19 protein-coding genes, 2 tRNA genes and 1 other RNA gene are annotated in these 21,635 nt (G+C 58.0%); 10 read left to right on the forward strand and 12 right to left on the reverse strand.

The features are described from left to right. Positions 1-72: 72 nt before the first annotated feature. The gene (locus H6F58_RS07240; RefSeq protein WP_348536382.1) at positions 73-1,656 is read left to right on the forward strand and encodes a carbohydrate-binding domain-containing protein; all 1,584 of its coding nucleotides are present in this window, start codon (positions 73-75) and stop codon (positions 1,654-1,656) included. Between the two features lie 100 nt (positions 1,657-1,756). Here H6F58_RS07240 and H6F58_RS07245 read toward each other — a convergent pair whose 3' ends face one another. After that, positions 1,757-2,341, reverse strand: coding sequence for a TetR/AcrR family transcriptional regulator (locus tag H6F58_RS07245; protein WP_146275071.1), 585 nt, complete (start codon positions 2,339-2,341; stop codon positions 1,757-1,759). A 98-nt stretch (positions 2,342-2,439) separates the two neighbouring features. Between H6F58_RS07245 and H6F58_RS07250 the strand changes: the two genes are divergently transcribed. Beyond that, entirely contained in the window at positions 2,440-2,826 is a 387-nt protein-coding gene (locus H6F58_RS07250; RefSeq protein ID WP_060703376.1) for a DUF1304 domain-containing protein, read from the forward strand. Positions 2,827-2,872: 46 nt separating this feature from the next. Beyond that, positions 2,873-3,883 carry an NADP-dependent oxidoreductase gene (locus H6F58_RS07255; RefSeq protein ID WP_146275072.1) on the forward strand — a complete coding sequence of 337 codons (1,011 nt, stop codon included), beginning with the start codon at positions 2,873-2,875 and terminating at the stop codon, positions 3,881-3,883. Between the two features lie 101 nt (positions 3,884-3,984). Here H6F58_RS07255 and H6F58_RS07260 read toward each other — a convergent pair whose 3' ends face one another. Together H6F58_RS07260 and H6F58_RS07265 are read right to left on the reverse strand one after the other, a co-directional pair. After that, the gene (locus H6F58_RS07260; protein WP_195181486.1) at positions 3,985-4,500 is read right to left on the reverse strand and encodes a GNAT family N-acetyltransferase; all 516 of its coding nucleotides are present in this window, start codon (positions 4,498-4,500) and stop codon (positions 3,985-3,987) included. Further along, positions 4,497-6,764, reverse strand: a complete 2,268-nt coding sequence (locus H6F58_RS07265; protein ID WP_195181487.1) for an excinuclease ABC subunit UvrA — start codon at positions 6,762-6,764, stop codon at positions 4,497-4,499. The genes H6F58_RS07260 and H6F58_RS07265 overlap by 4 nt, the downstream gene beginning before the upstream one ends. A 421-nt stretch (positions 6,765-7,185) precedes the next feature. On the opposite strand from H6F58_RS07265, the gene H6F58_RS07270 reads away from it, so the two are divergent. Further along, on the forward strand, positions 7,186-8,469 hold the full coding sequence (locus H6F58_RS07270) for a dicarboxylate/amino acid:cation symporter (RefSeq protein WP_146275074.1): 1,284 nt from the start codon (positions 7,186-7,188) through the stop codon (positions 8,467-8,469). Between the two features lie 75 nt (positions 8,470-8,544). Here H6F58_RS07270 and epsC read toward each other — a convergent pair whose 3' ends face one another. The 3 genes from epsC to msrA form a co-directional block, all read right to left on the reverse strand. Further along, entirely contained in the window at positions 8,545-9,129 is a 585-nt protein-coding gene (gene epsC / locus H6F58_RS07275; RefSeq protein ID WP_060701534.1) for a serine O-acetyltransferase EpsC, read from the reverse strand. A gap of 143 nt (positions 9,130-9,272) precedes the next feature. After that, positions 9,273-10,208, reverse strand: coding sequence for a cysteine synthase A (cysK, locus tag H6F58_RS07280; protein ID WP_060701535.1), 936 nt, complete (start codon positions 10,206-10,208; stop codon positions 9,273-9,275). 127 nt (positions 10,209-10,335) lie between these two features. Then, complete coding sequence (gene msrA / locus H6F58_RS07285) at positions 10,336-10,863, reverse strand: peptide-methionine (S)-S-oxide reductase MsrA (RefSeq protein WP_146278139.1); 528 nt, start codon at positions 10,861-10,863, stop codon at positions 10,336-10,338. Between the two features lie 225 nt (positions 10,864-11,088). Between msrA and H6F58_RS07290 the strand changes: the two genes are divergently transcribed. Further along, a complete protein-coding gene (locus H6F58_RS07290) occupies positions 11,089-11,949 on the forward strand; it encodes a Nif3-like dinuclear metal center hexameric protein (RefSeq protein WP_244652450.1) in 861 nt (286 codons plus the stop codon). A gap of 584 nt (positions 11,950-12,533) precedes the next feature. After that, complete coding sequence (locus H6F58_RS07295; RefSeq protein ID WP_146275076.1) at positions 12,534-12,932, forward strand: VOC family protein; 399 nt, start codon at positions 12,534-12,536, stop codon at positions 12,930-12,932. 43 nt (positions 12,933-12,975) lie between these two features. On the opposite strand, the gene H6F58_RS07300 is transcribed toward H6F58_RS07295, so the two are convergent. Then, positions 12,976-13,809 (reverse strand): peroxide stress protein YaaA, encoded by an 834-nt coding sequence (locus H6F58_RS07300; RefSeq protein WP_195181488.1) that lies wholly within the window; start codon positions 13,807-13,809, stop codon positions 12,976-12,978. A 102-nt stretch (positions 13,810-13,911) separates the two neighbouring features. Between H6F58_RS07300 and rnpB the strand changes: the two genes are divergently transcribed. From rnpB to H6F58_RS07315, 3 genes are all read left to right on the forward strand, one after another. Further along, an RNA gene (gene rnpB / locus H6F58_RS07305) (RNase P RNA component class A) lies at positions 13,912-14,266 on the forward strand. 198 nt (positions 14,267-14,464) lie between these two features. Continuing rightward, entirely contained in the window at positions 14,465-15,922 is a 1,458-nt protein-coding gene (locus H6F58_RS07310) for a glyceraldehyde-3-phosphate dehydrogenase (protein WP_075972451.1), read from the forward strand. Between the two features lie 167 nt (positions 15,923-16,089). Further along, positions 16,090-17,136: a winged helix DNA-binding domain-containing protein gene (locus tag H6F58_RS07315; RefSeq protein WP_195181489.1), complete on the forward strand. Its 1,047-nt coding sequence runs from the start codon at positions 16,090-16,092 to the stop codon at positions 17,134-17,136. A 12-nt stretch (positions 17,137-17,148) separates the two neighbouring features. Here the strand turns inward: H6F58_RS07315 and def are convergent, their stop codons facing one another. Next, on the reverse strand, positions 17,149-17,721 hold the full coding sequence (gene def / locus H6F58_RS07320) for a peptide deformylase (protein ID WP_060701538.1): 573 nt from the start codon (positions 17,719-17,721) through the stop codon (positions 17,149-17,151). Between the two features lie 24 nt (positions 17,722-17,745). Then, a complete protein-coding gene (locus tag H6F58_RS07325) occupies positions 17,746-18,894 on the reverse strand; it encodes an acyl-CoA dehydrogenase family protein (protein WP_195181490.1) in 1,149 nt (382 codons plus the stop codon). A gap of 701 nt (positions 18,895-19,595) precedes the next feature. On the opposite strand from H6F58_RS07325, the gene H6F58_RS07330 reads away from it, so the two are divergent. After that, a complete protein-coding gene (locus H6F58_RS07330) occupies positions 19,596-20,099 on the forward strand; it encodes a DUF2306 domain-containing protein (protein WP_146275079.1) in 504 nt (167 codons plus the stop codon). Positions 20,100-20,184: 85 nt separating this feature from the next. Here the strand turns inward: H6F58_RS07330 and H6F58_RS07335 are convergent. The 3 genes from H6F58_RS07335 to orn all read right to left on the reverse strand — a co-directional run bounded on the left by H6F58_RS07335 (position 20,185) and on the right by orn (position 21,509). After that, positions 20,185-20,260, reverse strand: a tRNA-His gene (locus H6F58_RS07335). Between the two features lie 402 nt (positions 20,261-20,662). Further along, positions 20,663-20,738: transfer RNA gene (locus H6F58_RS07340), tRNA-His, on the reverse strand. 162 nt (positions 20,739-20,900) lie between these two features. Further along, a complete protein-coding gene (orn, locus tag H6F58_RS07345; RefSeq protein WP_195181491.1) occupies positions 20,901-21,509 on the reverse strand; it encodes an oligoribonuclease in 609 nt (202 codons plus the stop codon). Positions 21,510-21,635 lie beyond the last annotated feature (126 nt).

The raw sequence follows: 21,635 nt of genomic DNA on the forward strand, positions 1-21,635 counted from the left end.
ACTGCCAATCCTTTTTTGAATTAAGAAAGAATGCTCATGAAACGCTCATTTAAAGCCAAGGCACTAAGTTCAGTGGCCGCTTTATCGCTTGCACTGGCAATGACCGGCTGTGCGAGTAGCGGCAGCGGAACCACGGTCTCAGACGTCATCAATGCAACCAGCAGTGCCAGTAGCGCAGCCACAGTCGCCGAAAGCACTAGCTCGGCGAGTGGTGATTCTTCGGTTTCGGCAACGGACGTTTCGGAAGACACCCACTTTGACGAGGACGATCTGCAGTGGGATGCCGATACGGAAACGACAGTAGACCTCGCCGATGGAAGCACGAAGGCCTCGGGGACCGGCTCAGACGGTGTCTCCGTGGACGGGGATACCGTCACCATTAGCGCTGCGGGCACCTACCGGCTATCTGGTTCGCTCAGCGACGGCAAGGTGGTGGTTGCGGCAGGCAAGGAAGACGTGGTCCGAATTATTCTGGACAATGCCTCGATCAGCAGCTCGACCGGTTCGGCAATCCAGGTTGATGAGTCCAATGAGACGCTCCTTTACCTTGAAGATGGCACGAGCAACTCCGTATCGGATGCCAGTACCTATGCAGATACCGCCGAGGATGCTGCGAATGCAGCGATCTACTCGATGGCGGACCTGACTATTGCTGGTCAGGGTTCCTTGGATGTCAAGGGAAATTACCAAGACGGCATTGTGAGCAAAGACGGGCTGGTGCTCGCTTCGGGCCAACTGACAGTTACGTCGGCAGATGATGGAATCAAGGGCAAGGACTACGTCGCGCTGCTTGGCGGACACGTCGATATTACCGCCACTGGGGATGGCATCAAATCAACGAATGACACAGATGCTGACCGGGGCTGGCTCCATCAGTATGGCGGCCAGCTGAACGTTTCGGCCGGTGACGACGGCATCAAGGCCGAGCAGATTTTGACGCTCAGCGGGGGAGCTGCCACGGTCGCCAAATCAAATGAGGGGCTGGAAGCGCCAACTATCAATCTGACCGGCGCAACGGTGAACGTGACTGCCAGTGACGACGGCGTCAACGCAACTGCCGGCAGCTCCGAGAATGCTGCTCAGGGTGGTGGCGGGGCAATGGATGCCGCACAGGACGCCCACCTGAATATTTCTGGCGGCAAAGTCACCATCTCTGCCGAAGGCGACGGGCTGGATTCTAATGGTGACATCTCAATTACCGGTGGCACTACTGTAGTCAATGGCCCAACCAATGGCGGTAACGGGGCACTGGACTCGACTGGCGATATCTCGGTCGACGGGGGTGTGCTGTTTGCCGCGGGTAGCGATGGCATGGCAGAAGGCCTAGGCGAGACCTCAAAGCAGTCCGGTGTCCAGGCTTCCTTGGGAACGACCGTTGATGCAGGCGTCGCCATTCACATTGTAGATTCCAGTGGCAGCGTGGTTGCCAGCTTTGTGGCTTCAAAGGCAACAGCCAACGTGGTGTATTCCAGCTCTGAGATCGTAGACGGGGACACCTACAGCATCTACACCGGAGGAACGGCCGATGTCGACGCGGGTCTGGGGACCGGCAGCATCAGGGATGCGACGAAGGTGGCAACTGCGACCGCTGGAGAATTCGAGTCCGGAATGGGCGGCGGCATGGGTGGCCAGGGTGGCGGTCCTGGCGGCCAGTAAAAACCATAACTTGCAGGGTTGGCATGGAAGCTGAACCCCGTTGGCCCAATCATGAGCTGGGGCAGCGGGGTTCAGTGCCGTTAATGGCAAAGCGCCGGGTCTATCGTTCGCAGGTGACGAGGGTCTTGGCGTCTTGCAGCAATGTGCGGGCCTGTGCCGGGGCAATGCGAACAAGCGCAAAGGCTGCAATGACGAGGCCAGTGACCGTTGAGGCGAGGCGCTGTTGGACGATTGGATCGAGACCGCTCCGGCTCGCATGAACGCCACGGTTAAATGCGGCTTCCAGTTCTTCGCGATAAGCCTGGATGACCTTGGATACATGCGAGTCGGTTGACAGCGGGGAATTGGCCGTATTAATCAGCAAGCATCCATTGCTTGTTGGCAGCGCATCTGGTTGGCTGAAAACGGAATTGAGCCCGTCCAGGTATTCGATGAGTGCATTGGACTCGACATGGTCGGCGGTCAGCGGCTGCAGGCGCGGACGGACGATTTCGTCCAGATAGCTTTGGACCGCAGCGTCAAAGAGGCCTCGTTTTGAGCCAAAGGTGTTGTAGATGCTCGAGCGGCTCAGGCCCGTGGCTGCTTCGAGTTCCGGGATGGAAGCTGCTTCGAATCCCTTGGCCCAAAACACCGATCGCGCATTCTTGACGACGGAGGAACTGTCGAACGCTAGTGTTCTTGCCATCACACACCTCTCTACTTTCGGAAACGACCATTACAGTATATATTGAAATGGACGTTACAGAATGCTTGTTCCTCTCAGACTTCCAGGAGCTCTGCCTCATGATTATCACCGCACTCGTGCTGGCCGCCGTGGCCGCTTTGATCCACGTGTACATTTTCTTCATGGAATCCTTGTGGTGGACCACCGCCAAGGTTCGCGCCACATTTGGTTCCACCGAGGCCGAGGCCGAAGCGACCAAGGAGATGGCGTTCAACCAGGGCTTCTACAACCTGTTCCTCGCGATCGCCACATTCGCCGGCATCATCTTCCACATCGCAGGGCAGCCGGCTATCGGCTCCACTCTGGTCTTCACGGGAACCGGCTCAATGCTGCTTGCAGCCTTGGTTTTGATCATCTCCAGCCCGTCAAAGGCTTCGGCAGCAATCAAGCAAGGCGTATTCCCGCTGCTCGCTGTCATCGCACTAGTCGCCGGCCTGGCACTCTAAGTTTTCAAACCCGAAAAAATTCGATTACGGAAAGGTACTCATCACCATGAGCGAAACCACCAGCACCCAGATCCATCTCGCAAGCCGCCCTACCGGATGGCCAACCAATGAAAACTTCACCGTTGAGCATGTCGAACTCGCAGAGCTGAAGGCCGGAGAAGTCCGGGTGCGCAATGAATTCATTTCCGTTGATCCATACATGCGTGGACGCATGAACGACACCCGCTCCTACGTGAAGCCATTCCAGATCGGCGAACAGATCTCCGGCGGCGCGGTAGGACGGGTCATCGCTTCGGAAGACAGCTCCCTTCCAGTGGGCACCCTGGTTCTTCACCAGCTCGGCTGGTCGGATCTGGTCCAAGCTCCAGCAGCCAGCTTCAAGGAAATCCCCGACCTGCCAGGCGTGCCCAGCTCGCTGCGCCTGCATATTCTGGGCATGACCGGTTTGACCGCCTACGTCGGCCTGAAAGCCATCGCAGGACTTGTTGAAGGCGAAACCGTATTCATCTCCGGTGCAGCCGGTGCTGTGGGCACCGCAGCCGGCCAGATCGCAAAGCTCATGGGAGCCAAGCGCGTCATCGGTTCCGCGGGCAGCGCTGAAAAGGTCGAGCTGCTGACCAGCAAGTACGGCTACGACGCGGCCTTCAACTACAAGGACGGCGACGTTCGTGGGCAGCTGGCGGCAGCCGCTCCTGAAGGAATTGACGTTTTCTTCGACAACGTGGGCGGCGACCACCTCGAAGCAGCACTGGCAGCCTTCAACGATGGCGGCCGCGCGGCCCTGTGCGGTGCCATCGCCAGCTACAACACCACCGAACCAACCCCAGGCCCAGAGAACATGGCCAACCTGATCACTCGCGGCCTGAAGCTGCAGGGCTTCACCTTGTCGAGCTACTTGAACTACGGCGAAGAATTCTCCGCGCTGATGGGTCAGTGGTTCGCTGAAGGCAAGATCGCATACGACGAAACCATTGTCGACGGCATTGAAAACACCGTTCAGGCTTTCCTGGACATGATGGGCGGCGCCAACACCGGCAAGATGCTGGTTCGCATCTAGCAGATCGAGCGCCAAATATCAGCGAAACGCGGGGCCAGCCAGAAGCATCTGGTTGGCCCCGCGCCTCGTTAACCCATGTCCTGGCAGCCGTGGCTTCTGGTTCAGGCCAGCTCGGGCAGGCGCACCATGCGCACGTCGGTGATCAGCGGGGCCGTCGGATCCTGAACCGCCTGGCCATCAAACTCGAAACCATTGCGCTTGTAGAAAGCGATGGCCCTGGGGTTTTGCTCCGCCACCCACAGCATGGCGGGCTGATCGCCGAGTACGGCATCGATCAATTGTTGGCCCGCGCCGGACCCGTGATGATCATTGAGCAGATACAGATTGTAGAGTTGACGCTCGATACCTTCGGGAACGTCGACAGCGTCTTGCGAGCACGCTGCAGCAAAGGAAAAGCCAATCAGCTCACCGTCCTCGTTGCAGGCCAGGGCAAGATGGAAGCCGGGATTCGGATCGCCGAGAATCCTTCGCCACATGCCGATTCGTTGTTGAAGATGGTCGGCATCGAAAAAGCCTTCCGGCAACAATCCGCTATAGGCCTGTTTCCAGCACGCAACATGCAGGGAAGCAAGCTCCACGGCATCCTCGAGCGCCGGTTTCCTCAGCGTGCAGCTCATTTGGCGCCGTCCGCATACTGCTTCAAGTGGATTCCGGTGAGCGTGCCGGATGCGGCCAGTGCTTCGGCGGTGCCTTCAAAAACGATCTGCCCGCCTTCATGGCCCGCGCCAGGGCCAAGGTCGATGACCCAGTCGGCATGGGCAACAACGGCGAGGTGATGCTCGATGACGATGACTGTGTTGCCTTCGTCGACCATTTCATCGAGCAAGCCCAGCAAATTCTGGACATCGGCCATATGAAGACCGGTGGTTGGTTCATCGAGCACATAGGTGCCAGATCCCTTGCCCAGGTTGATTGCCAGCTTGATCCGTTGGCGCTCGCCACCAGAGAGCGTATTCAACCGCTGTCCAAGCTTGAGATAGCCAAGGCCAACTTGGTTCAGCCTGGTCAGCATCGGCTTGGCCTTGGGGATCTTCAGCTGTTCCAGCGCCTGCTCCATGCTCAGATCCAGAACCTCGCTGATGTTGAGGCCATCCAGAGTGTAGTTCAAGACCTCAGCGGTAAAACGGGTGCCTTCGCACACCTCGCAGGGCAGGGCCACTCCAGCCATGGATACCAGATCGGTATAGGTGAAGCCGACACCCTTGCAATTCGGGCAGGCCCCTTCGGAATTTGCGCTGAATAATGCCGGCTTGACCGAGTTGGCTTTGGCAAAAGCCGCGCGAATAGGATCCATGATCCCGGTATAGGTTGCCGGGTTGGAACGCCGAGAACCACGAATGGCGCTCTGATCCACGACCGCTACGTCTTCACGCTTGGAAATTGTGGAGTGGATCAACGTGGACTTGCCTGAGCCGGCGACTCCGGTCACGGCGCACAGCACACCGGTGGGGACGTCAACATCCACATTCTTGAGGTTATGTGTCGAAGCGCCCCGGATTTCCATGGCGCCAGTCGAGGTACGGGGTTGGGAGTTGAGCGGAACCCGCGTGGAGAAGTGCTGGCCGGTCAGTGATTCACTAGCCAGTAGGCCGGGCACGTCACCGCTATAGCACAAGGTGCCACCATGCGTACCCGCACCAGGACCCAGGTCCACGACATGGTCGGCAATCCTGATGACCTCAGGCTTGTGTTCAACGACGAGGACGGTATTTCCCTTGTTCCGCAAGTTGGCCAAGAGGACGTTCATTCGCTGGATGTCATGGGGGTGCAATCCCACGGTAGGTTCGTCAAAGACATAGGTAACATCCGACAGCGCACTGCCAAGGTGCCGGATCATCTTGACGCGTTGGGCCTCGCCGCCGGATAACGTGCCTGCAGGCCGATCCAGTGAAAGATAGCCCAGCCCAAGATCGACCATCGAACTCAAGACCGCGCCCAGATTCGTGAGGAGCGGAGCAGCATCGGCAATCTGGATCCTCGCCAGTTCACCGGCTAACTCCGAAACCTGCATGGCCGCCATGTCGGCAATGCCCAAGCCGTTGATTTTTGAAGCACGGGCCTTTTCGCCCAGCCGGGAGCCATTGCAGGCAACGCACGGTGCGGTTGTGGAAATGCGATCGATCCACTCTCGGATATGAGCCTGCTTGATTTCACGGCCGGAAAGAATGTAGTTGGACTTGATGCGCGTGATCAGCCCGGAATAGCTCATGTTCGCCCCGTTTAGCTTGACCTTGCCGTCCTCGGCATAGAGCAACCGATCGAGCATCTGCTTGGACAGGTCCTTGAGCTTCACATCAAGATCGACTTGCGTGCCCGCGGTCAGGGTTTGCCACAGCCAAGCGCCCGGGGTGAAGTTCGGAGCCTTGATAGCCCCTTCATTCAGGGTCTTATCCCAATCAAGGAGCTCATCCAGATCAATGCTGGCTTCCGTGCCGAACCCCTCGCACACCGGGCAGGCGCCTTGGCCAAGGTTGAACGAATAGGCTCCCGCTCCGCCGGCGCTCGGTGACGAGTAGCGCGAGAACAACACGCGCAAGAGCGAATAGGCATCGGTCGCGGTACCTACCGTGGAGCGAGAATTAGAACCCATTCGCTCCTGGTCCACCACAATGGCCGCCGACAAGTTTTCCAGGACCTCGACATCGGGGCGCGGCATCGACGGCATGAAGTTCTGGATGAAGGAAGTGTACGTTTCGTTGATCAGCCGCTGCGACTCGGCGGCAATCGTCCCGAAGACCAGCGAGGACTTTCCGGATCCCGAAACACCGGTAAATGCGGTAATCCGGCGCTTGGGAATATCAACGTCGATGCCTTTGAGGTTATTTTCCCTCGCTTGACGGACTCGGATCATGTCATGGGCGTCGGCAGGATGCAGGTTCATAACGCCAACTTTACTAACTGGCAAGCCCGGCGGATACCCGGCTTCACCGACACCTTGATGGCCGCTGCCGCTCGGGAAGATGCTTGGCCTCCCGCTGTTTGCGCTCGCCGTCAGGGTGCGAGGATCGAAGCCTTGTGCAGATTTTGGATTTTTCCTTAATTCTGCGCCGGCAACCGGGTGGATCCTTTGCTTCATTTGTTCTGCGGCGCACACGCAATGAGCATGAAGTTCGAACATTGCGAATGAATTGCAAAGATCTTGTGGCGAATCTTCGAAAATAGGCGGTACCCTTGGAATTCCCTAGTGATTCACAAGATTTCCGGGTTGCTCTTCGCCGCATTATCATTATCGAGGCGTGTGCTACGACACATTAGTGGCATCTCGACCTGACGCATGATCCCGAACCATCAAAAGGACCTTCATGAAGCTGCTGAAATCTATTCCCTTGCTTGGCTGGGTGCTTGTCGCCATCGTCCTGGGCATCCTGCTGGGCCCGGTAATGCCGGTATGGCTGGGAAGCTTGTTCCTGACCTACAATTCGATTTTCTCGGGTTTCCTGAGCTTCGTGGTTCCGCTGATCATTTTCGGCCTCGTTGCGCCGGCCATCGCTGAACTCGGCAAAGGGGCGGGGAAGTGGCTTGGCATCACTGCGGCGATCGCCTATGGATCCACGCTGTGCGCCGGACTCCTTGCCTATTTCGTGAGCCGTTGGCTATTTACCCAGTCTCTGTCCGGCGGCGGGCTCGAAGCCATCGGCGAGGGATCGGGCTCAGGTTTCGAGCCCTTTGTCTCCGTTGCCACGAGCGCGGGGGACTCGGCGACCGAAATCGTCTTGCCACCTGCCTTGGATGTCATGACCGCACTGGTCTTGGCTTTCATCCTTGGCCTGGGCATGACCGCCTTCCGCTCGAAGGTGCTCTTCCGTGGCGTGGTTGAATTCCGCACCATCATCGAAATGGTGATTCGCCGCGTCGTTGTTCCAGCTCTGCCATTGTTCATTTTCGGCATCTTCCTGGACCTTTCAGCCAGCGGCAGCGCGATCACCGTCGTCTCGAAGTTCTTGCTCGTCGCAGTGGTGTCTTTTGCTCTGACGCTCGTCGTACTGCTGATCCAGTACTCGATTGCCGGCGCGATGAACAAGCGCAACCCACTGGCAGCATTGTGGGGCATGCGCGATGCCTACTTCACCGCTCTGGGCACCTCGTCGTCGGCAGCGACCATTCCGGTCACGCTGGCCTCGGCGAAAAAGAACGGCGTATCCGATGCCGTAGCCGGGTTCGTCATTCCACTGTGCGCCACCATCCACCTTTCGGGTTCGATGGTGAAGATTACCTGCTTCTCCATCGCGGTTCTCCTGCTCACCGGCGGCGACGTCAACTTCGGAGCCTACTTCCCGTTCATCTTGATGCTCGGCGTCATGATGATTGCCGCCCCTGGCGTTCCTGGCGGCGCGATTGCCGCCGCCGCGGGCCTGCTGGGGCAGATGCTCGGCTTCGGCGAAGTGGAAGTCGGCCTGATGTTCGCCGCCTACATTGCCCTCGATAGCTTCGGCACCGCAACCAACGTGACCGGTGATGGCGCCGTTGCGATGATCATGCAGAAACTGACCAAGGGCAAGCTCGGGGCACAGCCGCAAAGCGACGAAGATGAAATCGTTGAACTGGCTGATGGCAGCCAGAACAAAGCTCATCAGCTAGGCGAGTAGCGCTGGCAAAGCAATGGCCGATGTCCGCACCATTAGGTGCGGACATCGGCCATTACTTGTTTGCCTGCTGTGGGGCTAGATCCACATCGCTGGATCGATGTACTCTGCCGGGTCAACCGCGGGCTTGCGCTCCTCGGGAGTGCGCGGGCGATTCCGCGCAGGGATTCCGGTGACGATCGAGCCTTCTGGCGCATCCTTGACCACTACGGCATTGGCGCCGATTGCAGAATCGGCTCCAATCACGATGGGGCCGAGCACCTTGGCGCCAGCGCCGATGACAACGCGGTCGCCAATGGTCGGGTGGCGCTTGACCTTGGCCAGGGATCGGCCGCCGAGGGTGACGCCGTGGTAAATCATGACATCCTCGCCAATTTCAGCGGTCTCGCCGATGACGATGCCCATGCCGTGGTCGATGAAGAAGCGGCGGCCAATGGTGGCACCTGGGTGGATCTCGATTCCGGTGAGCGCACGGGTCGCCTGGGACAGCAAGCGCGCCGGCCACCTCAGGGACGGGTTTTGCCACATCTTGTGGGCCAGCCGATGCATCCAGATGGCGTGCAACCCTGAATACACGAAAAAGTTTTCGGTATCACTGCGCGCCGCAGGATCATGCTGTCGAGCTGTGGCCAGGTCTTCACGCAGCCGGGAGAAAAAACTCATGGAAACTACCTTAGGGGTTGCGGTTCGCTGCGCAGGAATCCGAAGACGTCACACAGCAAATCGGCACGAGCCGCACCGATTTAGGTCTCTCATTAGACCCAACGGTGGCTCGCGCCGATTTATTCTAGTTTGCCGAAACTTATTTAGCCGCGGATGTCATCAAACAGCAGGGTGGAAATGTAGCGCTCACCGAAGTCGGGAATGATCGCAACAATCTGCTTGCCTGCGTATTCTTCGCGAGCAGCAATCTGCAGTGCGCCCCACACGGCCGCACCAGCGGAGATGCCGCCGAGGATGCCTTCCTTGACGCCCAGCGCGCGGGCGGTGGCAACCGAGTCCTCGATGCTGGCATCAAGAACTTCGTCGTACAGTTCGGTGTCCAGGACCTCTGGGATGAAGTTCGCACCCAGGCCCTGGATCTTGTGCGGGCCTGGCTTGCCGCCGTTGAGGATTGGGGAATCCTTGGGCTCCACAGCAACAATCTTCAAATCCGGGTTCTTTTCCTTCAGGAAGCGTCCAGCACCGGTGATGGTGCCACCGGTACCGATGCCTGCGACGAGGACGTCGATCTTGCCTTCGGTATCGTCCCAGATTTCTGGGCCGGTGGTGTCCGAGTGGATCTGCGGGTTGGCGGTGTTGGCGAACTGCTGTGCCCAAACGGCGTTGTCAGAAGTTGCAACGATTTCCTTGGCCTTCTCCACTGCACCGCGCATGCCGTCGGCACCCGGGGTGAGCACGATCTCTGCGCCGAAGGCACGCAGCATGACTCGGCGCTCGGTGGACATGGTCTCTGGCATGGTCAGGATGACCTTGTAGCCACGGGCGGCGCCGACCATGGCAAGGGCGATACCGGTGTTGCCGGAAGTGCCTTCAACGATGGTGCCGCCTGGCTTCAGTGCACCGGACTTCTCGGCGGCGTCAACGATGGCCACACCGATGCGGTCCTTGACGGAATTGGCTGGGTTGTAGAATTCCAGCTTCACGGCGATGTTGCCGGCCAGGCCCTCATCAAGTCGGTTCAGCTTCACCAGCGGGGTGCGGCCGATAACTTCGGTGACGTTGTTGTAGATTTTGCCCATCTTCTATGCAGTCCTTACGTGACTCATTGCGGCCGCGATTGCTGGCGGCGAGTTACTTGCAGATGCCGGCTCAATAGCGCGGACACCTTGGAGGTTCATATCCAACCCTAGTAGTCGATTCGTCAAGCTAGGCTTCATTTAGCCATTGAGCGTAATATTTCCTGACCTTTGCGAGTTTCGGGTCAATAATCACGCGGCAATATCCGACATCTTGGTTCGCAGAGTAATAATCCTGGTGTATTTGCTCTGCCGGGTAGAAATCTTTGGACTCTTCTATGGTAGTGACGATCGGATTAGTGTAAAAGGACGCAAACTTGTCCTTCGCCGCAATGAATTGCTTGCGCTGCTGATCATCGAGCGGGAACATCGCCGAACGATATTGGGTGCCCACGTCGTAGCCCTGGCGATTGAGCGTAGTTGGGTCGTGAACGGTGAAGAACATGTCCAAGATGACTTCAGCGGGCACGATCTGTGGATCAAAGATGACGGCAACGCCCTCGGCGTGGCCGGTGGTGCCGGAGCAGACCTGTCGATAGTCCGGATTGCTGGTGTGCCCGCCGATGTATCCGGAGATGACAGCATGAACGCCGCGCGTGCGCTGGTAAACCGCATCCAGGCACCAGAAGCAACCGCCGGCCAGGACGAAGGTCGTCAGCTTGGTGTCTTCGAGCTGCAGTGATGGGCTGAAATGATGGGGTGATTGAAGGCTGAGAATACTCACATAGTTCATAACGATGCGGCGTTGCATTCTGTTCCAACCCTGTTGGCAACGCGTAGGGTTGTTGATATGCAGAGCAAGGCAAATAACTCGCAAGAACCGGGGAAGAAGAATCAAAACCCGGACGCTGCTGCGCTTAAGCCCGTTACCGATGAAGATGTGATGCAGTCTGAGGAATCCACTCCCTCGGCGCCAACTACTTTGGGTAATGTCCTTGAAGCAGTGGAAGAGCTTTGGCCACATTCCCTGGCCGAGGACTGGGACGCCGTAGGACTGGTAACCGGACGTACCGGCCAGCCGGTCTCGAAGGTCGTCATGGCGGTGGACCCAACGCTGGAAGTGATTGAAGATGCGATCGAGCGTGGGGCCGATCTGCTGATTACTCACCACCCGCTGCTCCTGCGTGGTGTGACCCAGGTGGCTGGCACGAGCTTCAAGGGCGAAGCTATACATCGGCTCATCGAAACCGGGACCGCATTGCTGACGGCACACACAAATGCAGATAGCGCCATCGGGGGAGTAAACGACGCGCTGGCCGATGCCTTTGGGCTTAAGGATTGCGTGCCGCTGGTCGATTCGAAGGACGGCCTGCCTGAAGAAGGCTTGGGCCGCGTGGGCTTCTTGGAGAAGCCGATGAAGCTCGAGGATTTCGCGGAACGTGTTTACACGGTGCTGCCGGCTGTGGCCGGGGGTGTGCGTGTTGCCGGAGACCGTACCGGGATTATTCGAAAAGTCGCGCTCTGCGGCGGCGCCGGCGATTCGCTCTTTGACGCAGTGCGTTCACACCAGGCCGACGTATACGTCACCGCAGATTTGCGCCACCACCCGGCGAGCGAAGCACGCGAAGCAGCCAATGGCGGGTTCCCGTACCTCATCGATGTATCGCACTTTGCCTCCGAGTGGGTGTGGCTCTCGGCGGGAGCCCGCGCCCTGGGGAACGTGCTCAATGATCTGGGGCATGCGGTGGAGATTGAAATTTCACAGGTCAATAGCGATCCATGGGACTTTGTCCTGACTCCATAGCTGGGCATAAAAGCGGACAACTTGATTCTCTGGCTGCTCCTCATGAGCAACGGCTTGAGATCGCCGCGAGCAATGCTTCTGGATACCCTCCTGGATTCACTTCCGGGAGGGTTTCTTTGCGCTCGATGGGTTCGCGGTTAAGGGATCCCAGTTCATTACTTGAAAGTCATAGCTTCTATAACCTTTCTGCAACGATTTGAATATTGATGCGTAAACCGTCGAAACCTTGTGATTAGCTGGAAGCCTACGATTGACTTTCTATGGGGGAAAATTGAACGAGGCAGGATCCGATTTTGGGCGTGCTGCTATGGGAGGATTTCAGGGCTTCTGCCCGGAATGCGGAGCGGTAAGTACCATTTTTGACAGTGAATCACAGGCGGAAGACTTCGAATACTCGCATCGTTCAAAGCATGAGAACGATTAGCCTGGTTTGACTGACCGGCATTGCGTGCTAGACGCCAAGGCATCGGCAGATCAACCCCTGGTTGACTGCCCGGCGATAGCGATCGATTGGTTGTATCGGTCGCAGCACTAATGCCGTGGCATCATTAGCCACTAGACGGACTACTTGGTTGGGCAGGGACATGCTGCATCATTTGGAAATCTGGGTCGACGATTTAGCAACTAGTACGGCATCGCTGGGCTGGCTGCTGACGCGACTTGGCTATCGCATCCAATCACAATGGGACAACGGCATAAGCTATCAGCACGGCAGCCATTACATCGTTTTGGAATCAGGGCCGGATGTCCTGCATGAACTTCATGATCGGCGCTTGCCGGGGTTGAACCACTTGGCTTTTAGCCTGCCGAGCGCACAACTGGTTGAAACCGTTGCATCTGATGCCCTGAACCATGGATTCACCATGATGTTTGCGGATAAGCATCCGCATGCCGGCGGCCCCGATCACTACGCGGCCTATTTAGAGGATCAAGCCGGCTTCGAAGTGGAACTAGTCGCAGCACCGGCCCCAGGGGAAAACTAGAAGGCCTAGCGGAATCTCCCGGAAACGGCCAGAGTCTGCTGGGCTATTTGGCGGTGGTGAATTGGTGGTCCTCGGGCAGCAAGATGTTCAGCGCTCGTCCCTTCTTGTCCTCAACGAGGGACGCCTCCCACCTGGATCTGATCAGCTGGACCAGCTCATCGGCAGTCGCCGGCTCGGTCTCTTGCTGAACCAGGAACCGGGCAACTTCGCCGCGGGTGTGCTTGGCAAAATGGGAAACGACTTTCGGCACGCCGTTGCGCAACTGGAAAACATTGATCGCAACGCTGTTTCCGTTACTTGGCTTGTAGGCTGCGGCATAAGTGCTGGAGCGGGCATCAATGACCAGCTGGTCTGCAGCGGCTTCATCCAGAATCGCGGCGAGCCGCTTTTTCCACCAGCTGGCGAGCTTGCCCAGGGGCTCCAATTTCACGGACATGGACAGCCGATATGGGGGAATGCGGTCGGCAAAGCGCACCGCACCCCATAGCGCGGAAATCACGACGATGCTCTGATCAGCGCGCCGTTGAGCTTCAGGGCTGAGCGTCGAATAGCCCAGCGCTTCAAAGAGCACGCCGGAATAAATGTCGTGGGCCTTAGCGGCTGGTTCTATGTGCAAATTGATATTGCGGGCGACTTCGTTCGCCAAGGAAGCGCCAACACCCAAGACGTCCATGGCATCCGCCCGGCCAGAGACCTCTGCCAAGGCTCCGAGCACTTGATGGCGATCATCGCTCAGTTCAGGAAACGAGAGGTCGGCAAGGTCGAACGGGGAACCTTCAGCATGAGCGGTTTTACCTTCTGAAGGTGGCAACAAAATAAGCACGCCTTCCAGCTTATCCGAGGACAGCGAGGATTCCCGGTTGATGAATAAGGGCACGACCTGACCCTTTGGCCAGGCGGCATTTGGCTTCGCCTGTGTCGAAGGGCTCGCAGCTGCTGTTAGCTGGGGCGAACTGCCGGGGCTAGAATGGTTAACGAATGGGATGGCTAGACGGTCGCGTGGCAAGTTATTGCCCCGAGGAACGTCCGGGCTCCACAGAACAGGGTGGTGGGTAACGCCCACTCGGGGCAACCCGCAGGCTAGTGCCACAGAAAATAGACCGCCAGGCTTCCTGGTAAGGGTGAAACGGTGGTGTAAGAGACCACCAGCGTTCCGGGTGACCGGAATGGCTCGGTAAACCCCACTCGGAGCAAGGTCAGACAGACTGCGTTATGAGGGCTGTTCGTCCCATGCAGTCGGGTGGACCGCTAGAGGCTGCCGGCAACGGCAGTCGTAGATAGATGACCGTCCCGCTTCGGCGCGACAAAACCCGGCGTATCGGCCATCCCATTCATCCCCTCCAGCCTTTCTGGTGAGAAGTTTCACAGTGACTCGTGCCCTGAATTTTTCTGCGCCGTTTAGAATGGAAGGCGTACTTAGTACTTGCGAGGATGATCCTGTAGACCTCGTACCACCGCAAAAGCAATGGTGCTTCCCACGGTGCCAACCGACTTTATGGATCTGCGAGTCGGCTGAATTGGAAGGATTTTCTGTGACCCAGCAGTCTGTCGTTGCCCAGCAAGAATGGAGCGGGCGCGAAGAGCTCGCCGAGGCCATGATTCCACTGATCGGACGCCTGTACCGCAAGAACAATGTGGTGCCCTCCGTATATGGCCGCAAGCTGATCAACCAGTCCGCCATCGACATCATCAAGGCGCACCGCGTAGTACGCCGCATTGATGGCGAAGAGCTAAGCCTGAAGGCAACCAAAGCAATCCTCGACGAGATCGAGACGCTGAATGTTGGATCGGTATCCGTTGACCTTGGCCGTTTGAACAAGAAGTTCAAGGAATCCGGCTCTGTTGACCTGAACGCATTCCTGAGCAACGAACTTGGCGACAAAGTTGGCCAGTCGGGTGCTACTGATGCAGAACCAAAGGACGTCGTCCTCTACGGCTTTGGCCGCATTGGCCGCCTGCTCGCCCGCATCCTCATCGAACGCGGCGGCTACGGCCTGCGCCTTCGCGCCATCGTGGTCCGCAAGGGCTCGGACGATGACATCGTCAAGCGCGCTTCGCTGCTGCGCCGCGACTCGGTCCACGGCCGCTTCGAAGGCTCGATCACCGTCGATGAGGAGAACAACACCATCCTTGCCAACGGCACCCTGATCAAGGTCATCTACTCGAATGACCCGACCACCGTCGACTACACCGCGCACGGCATCGACAATGCCATCGTCGTCGACAACACCGGCCGCTGGCGCGATGAAGCCGGCCTGTCCCAGCACCTGCAGGCCAAGGGCGTTGCCCGCGTTCTGCTGACCGCACCGGGCAAGGGCGACTTGAAGAACATCGTTCACGGCATCAACGATTCCTGGATCACCGCCGAGGACAAGATCGTTACCGCTGCCTCGTGCACCACCAACGCGATCACCCCAGTGCTCAAGGCGCTGAACGACAAGTTCGGCGTGAGCCACGGACACGTCGAGACCGTTCACTCGTTCACCAACGACCAGAACCTGATCGACAACTTCCACAAGGGCGAACGCCGCGGCCGCGCCGCTGCGCTGAACATGGTGATCACCGAAACCGGTGCTGCCAAGGCCGTGGCCAAGGCCCTGCCAGAGTTCGAAGGCAAGTTGACCGGCAACGCCATCCGCGTACCAACCCCGGATGTCTCCATGGCCATCTTGAACCTGAACCTGGAGAGCGAAACCACCAAGGAAGAGCTGAACGCCTACCTTCGCGAGACTTCGCTGACCTCGAACCTGCACAAGCAGATCGACTACATCGACTCTCCCGAGGTGGTTTCCACCGACTTCGTCGGCTCGCGCCGTGCCGGCATCGTCGACGGCCTGGCTACCATCGTCTCGGGCAAGAACGCTGTCGTCTACGTTTGGTACGACAACGAGTTCGGCTACTCCTGCCAGGTGGTCCGCGTGATCGAAACGATCGCCGGCACCCATCCGGTAGCAGTTCCAGCCCTGAAGGCTGAAGCAGTCACCGCCTAAGGCCGTATCGCCATAACCTCGGGACCATGCCCGCGCACAGTGCGCAGGTGCATGGTCCCGAGGTCTTTTAACCGGCTATGGCTTCCTCGCGGCAAGATTCCGCCGGCACTGCGAAGAGCTCCTGGCTGTTACGCTCTGTACCAGGGACCATGGCGGAAGGCAGGCAGATGGAACGCGAAAGGCTCTTATCGGCCCGGATGGCCAGCCAATTGTTATCCGCGCCTGCCAGATCCACCCTGGAAGCCGCCGGGCACCTGATGGCTGCCCAGTCGCAAGACTTTATTGCTGGCCGCTATGCACTGGCCCAGCGCGCTGATCCGATGCCAAGCAGGGCACAGGTCGACCAGCTTTTTAATGACGGCCTGCTCGTGCGCTCATGGACCATGCGTGGAACCCTGCATTGCTGCTTGCCCCAAGACGCGCAATGGCTGGTGCAACTGGCCAAGGAACGCACCTTGCGCTCAGCTGCTGCCAGGCATCGAGAATTGCAGATTGATCCTGCGGCCATTGAACAAGCAGCCCGGATCATCCACTCCTATCTGGCGGAAGCCGGAGCGGCCAGCAGGACCGCGATTTTTGAGCAGCTGGAGCAACAAGGAATCGGCACGCGCAATCAGCGTGGCACGCACTTGCTGCTCGCATTGGTGCTGCACGGCTTGATTTGCCTCGGCCCGATTCCAGAAGGCGCCAAGCTGGCAGCCCAGGACTTCGTGCTCGCAGAGCAATGGATCAGCAAGCATCATGTTCCCGATAGCCCGATGCAGGAATTGCTGTTGCGCTACCTGGGTTCCCATGCTCCTGCGACCTTGCGTGATGCCGCCTGGTATGCCGGGCAAACGCTGACAACCATTCGCGCGGCGGCCGCAGAACTGGGTCGGGAACTGGTCAGCGTGGGAAAGAACGAGCGCGGCGAGGACTTTTTCGTGGTCCAGGGCTCAGCAGCCCATCAAGCTTGCGAATCATCAGGCGCCCCGCAACTTCCCACTCGCTTGCTCGGACCCTTTGACGAGTACTATCTCTCCTGGGCCGATCGCAGCCTGGTGGCCGATGAATCGATGCAGAAGCAGATCACGCCAGGGAAGAATGGAATGTTCAACGCCTTCTGGCTTGAACAAGGCAGGGCCCGTGGCCTATGGAATGCAAATATAGCGCCGACCGATGCTCTCGGTGCGGCGCTACATCAGCGGTATATCGACTTCAGGACTACTGCATAGGCAGCAGGAAGGCTAATGGCCGAAAGGATCCTCATCGGTCCCGGGCAGCCAGGTGTTCCCTGGTACGCCCCAGCCCAGCGCCTTCTTGGCTTTCTTCCAACGCTTATCCCAGCGCGGCTGCAGCTTGTCTACATACAGAAAGCCATCAAGGTGGTCGTATTCGTGCTGCATGATGCGGGCGAACCAGTCGTGGGCTTCAAAAGCGATCGGCTGGCCAAATTCATCAAAGCCCTCCACCTTGGCGTATTCGGCACGCTTGAGCGGGTAGTTCAGCCCGGGTACGGACAGGCAGCCTTCGGACTCGTCATCAACGTCAGCTGGCGCCTGTGAAACCTTGGAGAGGGTCAGCTTGGGGTTGATGATCACGCCGCGTTCAGGAGCGGAGTCCTGGTCGGCATAGACGTAGGTGAAAAGGCGTAGACCGATGCCAATCTGCGGAGCGGCCAGTCCCACGCCGTGTGCTTCGTCCATGGTCACATGCATATCTGCAACGAGCTGGCGAAGTTCGTCGTCGAACTCGGTGACTTCCACCGCGCGACGATGTAGAACAGGTTCTCCGTAAACTGTGATCTGCCGGATAGGCACGTGACCAGGTCCTTTCAAAAGTGCTTAAAGTGCTCGTCCAATAGTTTCACGCATGATCTCGCTTGTGCCACCAAAAATGGTCAGCAGGCGGGCCGCGGTGAATGACTGGGCAATGGGGTACTCCATGATGTAGCCGTAGCCACCATGGATCTGCAGGGCCTTATCGGATAGCTTTTTTGCGCTCTCACTAGCCCAAAGCTTCACTTCGGCCGCTTCATGCGCGTCCAATTCGCCGTCGTTGAACGCCAGTACTGCTTGATCAACAAAAGCCTGAGTGACATGGGACTCAGTTTTCAGATTAGCCAATTCGAACCTGGTGTTCTGGTACTGGGTCAACGCCTGTCCAAAGGTCGAGCGGTTCTTCGCATGCTCCAGGGCCTGCTCGAAGGACGCAGTGCAGATGGCGGCTGCTGCCACGGCGATAGCCAGGCGAGCCTGTGGCAACTGCTCCTTGACGTAGCGAAGCCCCTGGCCGATCTCGCCAATGCGGTCAGCATCAGATACCCGGACCTCATCAAAGAACAACTCGGCAGTATCCGAAGCGCGCAGACCCATCTTGTCCAATGGATTGCCATTGGTGTAGCCCTCAGAGCGCTCCACCATGAACAGGGAGAAGGAATCCTCGGACGCGCGACTGCTCTGGCCGTCGGTGCGGGCAAGGACCAGGGCGGCATCGCCGAAGGCTCCGTTGCCGATGAAAGTCTTCTGGCCGCTCAGCAGCCAATCTTCGCCATCTGGCACCGCCTTGGTGCGCACCGCGCGCAGATCCGACCCAGCCCCTGGCTCCGTGAAGGCGCAGGAAGTAATTGTGGAGCCATCAACCATGCGAGGCAGCCACTTGGCCTTGAGCTCCGCAGAGCCGTAGGCCAGCAGGTATGGAAGCACGAGATCGTCGTGCAAGTGGAAGGCCAACGCGACAGCCAGGTGGCCAGCACGCACAAACTCCTCGTCCATGACCACGCGGAAGCGGTAGTCATCAATGCCCATGCCGCCGAATTCCTCGGGAACCGCCAAGCCCAGCAAGCCATTCTCGCCGGCTGATTGCCATACCTCGCGAGGAATCTGGTGGTCCTTCTCCCACTGGGCGTATTTGCCAGAGACTTCACGGGTGTTGAACTCCGTAGCCAGCTCACGGAACTGTTCGTGGTCCTCTTCAAAAAGCGCGCGTTTCACAGGGGAGTACCTTTCAGTGGATAGGACGCAGGCAATCAACTCAGAGACTTGCCAAAGTACAAGTTCCATTATGGTTGTTTGCACGAATCCATGGCTAATAGAATCGCTAACCCACGTGCGCAAGTCGCCAAATAACGCCAGATGTCTCGAAAAATACGGGGTTAGACCCAAAAGCACCACGCATTCGAATACAGTTTCGAATACGGTCTGCAGGATTCTGAAATATGACTTAACCCGCGGGAAAGAGCCAACGTGCCAGCTGTGAAATCGACTCAAGCCCGCGCTCGCCGAACAGCGGAGTGATGTCAACCTGCCCAGGTGGCGGACTTGAATCACGGCGTGGCCTAAAGCCCGAACGCCGGGGGAGCTAAGAGCCTGGACAGTTTCTTTCATGTCCAGCGCGGCTAAGCGCTCACGAGTAATGACAGCGGGCATCTGGCCACTGGTACTGGCTGTAGACCTCGGAGCAACCAGAGTGATCCGGGCAGATAGCCACAACGGCTTTCGCGACTTCATTTATGCCAATGACGCAATGCGACCAACATGCGCTGTTGGGACGGCTTGGCGCTCGCCGAAGGTTGCCATGACAGTGCGCCAGCTGTATCTGTTGGTGGCGAAGCGACGGGAGCTGTTCATTCAGCGGGCCATGGGATTGCGCTGCCAAGGGTGCGCGTCGAACCGATCGGAATTACATTAGGGCCATGGAGAACATCATTATTGCTGTTCATGCGATTTCAGCCAGTCTCGTCATTCTGCTGGCGCCGGTCAATATTCTTCGTAGGCGCAAGGACATCCGCCACCGGGTGATCGGCCGCACATGGGTTATATCCATGTATTTTGTGTGCGTGAGCGGGATGTTCATCTATACCATTAGCGGGGGATTCACGATTTTCCATGCGCTGGCAATTTTTACTTTTGGAACAACAACTCTCGGAGTGGTGAATATTCGGCGGGGCAATATTCCTGGGCATGTCGGAAACATGATTGGCTCGTGGATCGGTGCCATGGTCGCCGGCGCTTTTGCTGTTTTCGCGCCCGGTCGGGTGATTCCGACTCTTTATGTCGATGAGCCGTCGTTGCTCTGGGGCGCAATCGGAATTGTCGTTGCCCTTGCAACCATGTGGGTGCTTTACGTCTTGCTGATGCTTCGGAAGGGGGAGCGGGGCCGAACCTCTGGCGGGGGCCCGGCGGCAGGGCGGGTTTGACCTGCGATTTTTGGGTGCGGTGCGATAGGCAGGGCAAGCAAAAGGCTCGATTCAAAACCGGAGTTCTGAATCGAGCCTTTTGATCTGGGGTGAGTAACGGGGTTTGAACCCGCGACCTTCTGGACCACAACCAGACGCTCTACCGACTGAGCTATACCCACCATGTTTACTTCGATACTAGTCAGAAGCTTTAGGGCTAAAAGTCGTGTATCTGGCAACGAGAAATACTATACACGCAATTGTGTGCTGAATACCAATCAGGAATGGCGGATCGGGGTGCATGTGACCAGCGGCTCAATTAATGAATTGTCCAATGGGGATTTCCCCAGGGCACATCGAATTTTTGGTTATCCGACATCGATGCAAAGTTTTTTGAATGACAGCGTTTGGACCCGGCTGCATCGTCTGGATTTTGTTGATCCGCTTCCCGCAAGGTGCCTCCGAGGCGGTAACTGCTCGTGTGTCGCCTAGGTCTATTCTCGGACGGAATCTGTTGGCGAAGGCTCGCGGAAAGCAAAGAAGGCCTGACTCGAAACCGGAGTTTCGAATCAAGCCTTCTGACCTGGGGTGAGTAACGGGGTTTGAACCCGCGACCTTCTGGACCACAACCAGACGCTCTACCGACTGAGCTATACCCACCATGTTTGCTTCGATACTAGTCAGAACGCTTTTGAGTCCTGGATCAGTATCTGGCAACGAGAAATACTATACACATAATTCTCGGCTGTATGCCAATTGGAAGCTCCTGAAGGTGCTGTGCAGTGCGTCACCTGCACCCCAGGAGCCCAATCGCGGCTGCTGCTAGCTGTTCGGGGCAATCCTGGAAGCGATCAACTGTGCTTCTTCCACGGTGGGGCCAGGTGTTGGAACCATGATGGATTCGCGGTAGTAGCGAAGTTCGTCAATGGAATCCTGGATGTCGCCCAGCGCCCTGTGGTTGCCGGTTTTCACCGGGGCTTCGAAGTGGGCAGCCGGGTACCAGCGTCGGCTGAGCTCTTTCAGTGTGGAGACGTCGATGATTCGGTAGTGCAGGTGCTCAATGACCTCTGGCATGTCCCGTGCCAGGAAGTTCTTATCGGTGCCCACCGAGTTGCCGCCGAGCAAGGCCTTCTTGGCCTCGGGCACATGCTGCTTGATGTAGTCGAGGACGATGCGCTGGGCTTCGTCCATGTTGATGCCCTGCTCAAGCTCGGGGAGCAGGCCGCTGACTGTATGCATGTTGCGCACAAAGTCGTCCATCTGGGCCAACGCCGCGGGTTCGGGCTTGATGACTACCTGGATTCCTTCATCAACGACCACCAGCTCTGAATCGGTGATCAGCACTGCTACCTCGATCAATGCGTCGTTGACCAGATCCAGGCCGGTCATCTCGCAGTCGATCCATACAATTTTTTCTGAATTACTAGCCACATGACCAATCTACACGCGCTGGCAGGCTGTGGGGCAGCGCACGGCGTGATTGCGCGCTTGGAAACAGTGTCCTGCCCGCTTTGAGAGGCGGTGCGATGCTAAAATCGTCTGAGATTCCCGGCCGTT

This window comes from Glutamicibacter sp. FBE19 (assembly GCF_015524875.1).
GTDB lineage: Bacteria > Actinomycetota > Actinomycetes > Actinomycetales > Micrococcaceae > Glutamicibacter > Glutamicibacter halophytocola.

Excerpts from the sequence above, each read along its gene's own strand:
- H6F58_RS07315 (WP_195181489.1), top strand. The coding sequence starts at position 16,090 with ATGGAACGCGAAAGGCTCTTATCGGCCCGGATGGCCAGCCAATTGTTA.
- H6F58_RS07295 (WP_146275076.1), top strand. The coding sequence starts at position 12,534 with ATGCTGCATCATTTGGAAATCTGGGTCGACGATTTAGCAACTAGTACG.
- H6F58_RS07255 (WP_146275072.1), top strand. The coding sequence starts at position 2,873 with ATGAGCGAAACCACCAGCACCCAGATCCATCTCGCAAGCCGCCCTACC.
- cysK (WP_060701535.1), bottom strand. The coding sequence starts at position 10,208 with ATGGGCAAAATCTACAACAACGTCACCGAAGTTATCGGCCGCACCCCG.
- H6F58_RS07290 (WP_244652450.1), top strand. The coding sequence starts at position 11,089 with ATGCAGTCTGAGGAATCCACTCCCTCGGCGCCAACTACTTTGGGTAAT.
- H6F58_RS07330 (WP_146275079.1), top strand. The coding sequence starts at position 19,596 with ATGGAGAACATCATTATTGCTGTTCATGCGATTTCAGCCAGTCTCGTC.
- H6F58_RS07245 (WP_146275071.1), bottom strand. The coding sequence starts at position 2,341 with ATGGCAAGAACACTAGCGTTCGACAGTTCCTCCGTCGTCAAGAATGCG.
- epsC (WP_060701534.1), bottom strand. The coding sequence starts at position 9,129 with ATGAGTTTTTTCTCCCGGCTGCGTGAAGACCTGGCCACAGCTCGACAG.
- H6F58_RS07270 (WP_146275074.1), top strand. The coding sequence starts at position 7,186 with ATGAAGCTGCTGAAATCTATTCCCTTGCTTGGCTGGGTGCTTGTCGCC.
- H6F58_RS07265 (WP_195181487.1), bottom strand. The coding sequence starts at position 6,764 with ATGAACCTGCATCCTGCCGACGCCCATGACATGATCCGAGTCCGTCAA.
- H6F58_RS07260 (WP_195181486.1), bottom strand. The coding sequence starts at position 4,500 with ATGAGCTGCACGCTGAGGAAACCGGCGCTCGAGGATGCCGTGGAGCTT.
- H6F58_RS07250 (WP_060703376.1), top strand. The coding sequence starts at position 2,440 with ATGATTATCACCGCACTCGTGCTGGCCGCCGTGGCCGCTTTGATCCAC.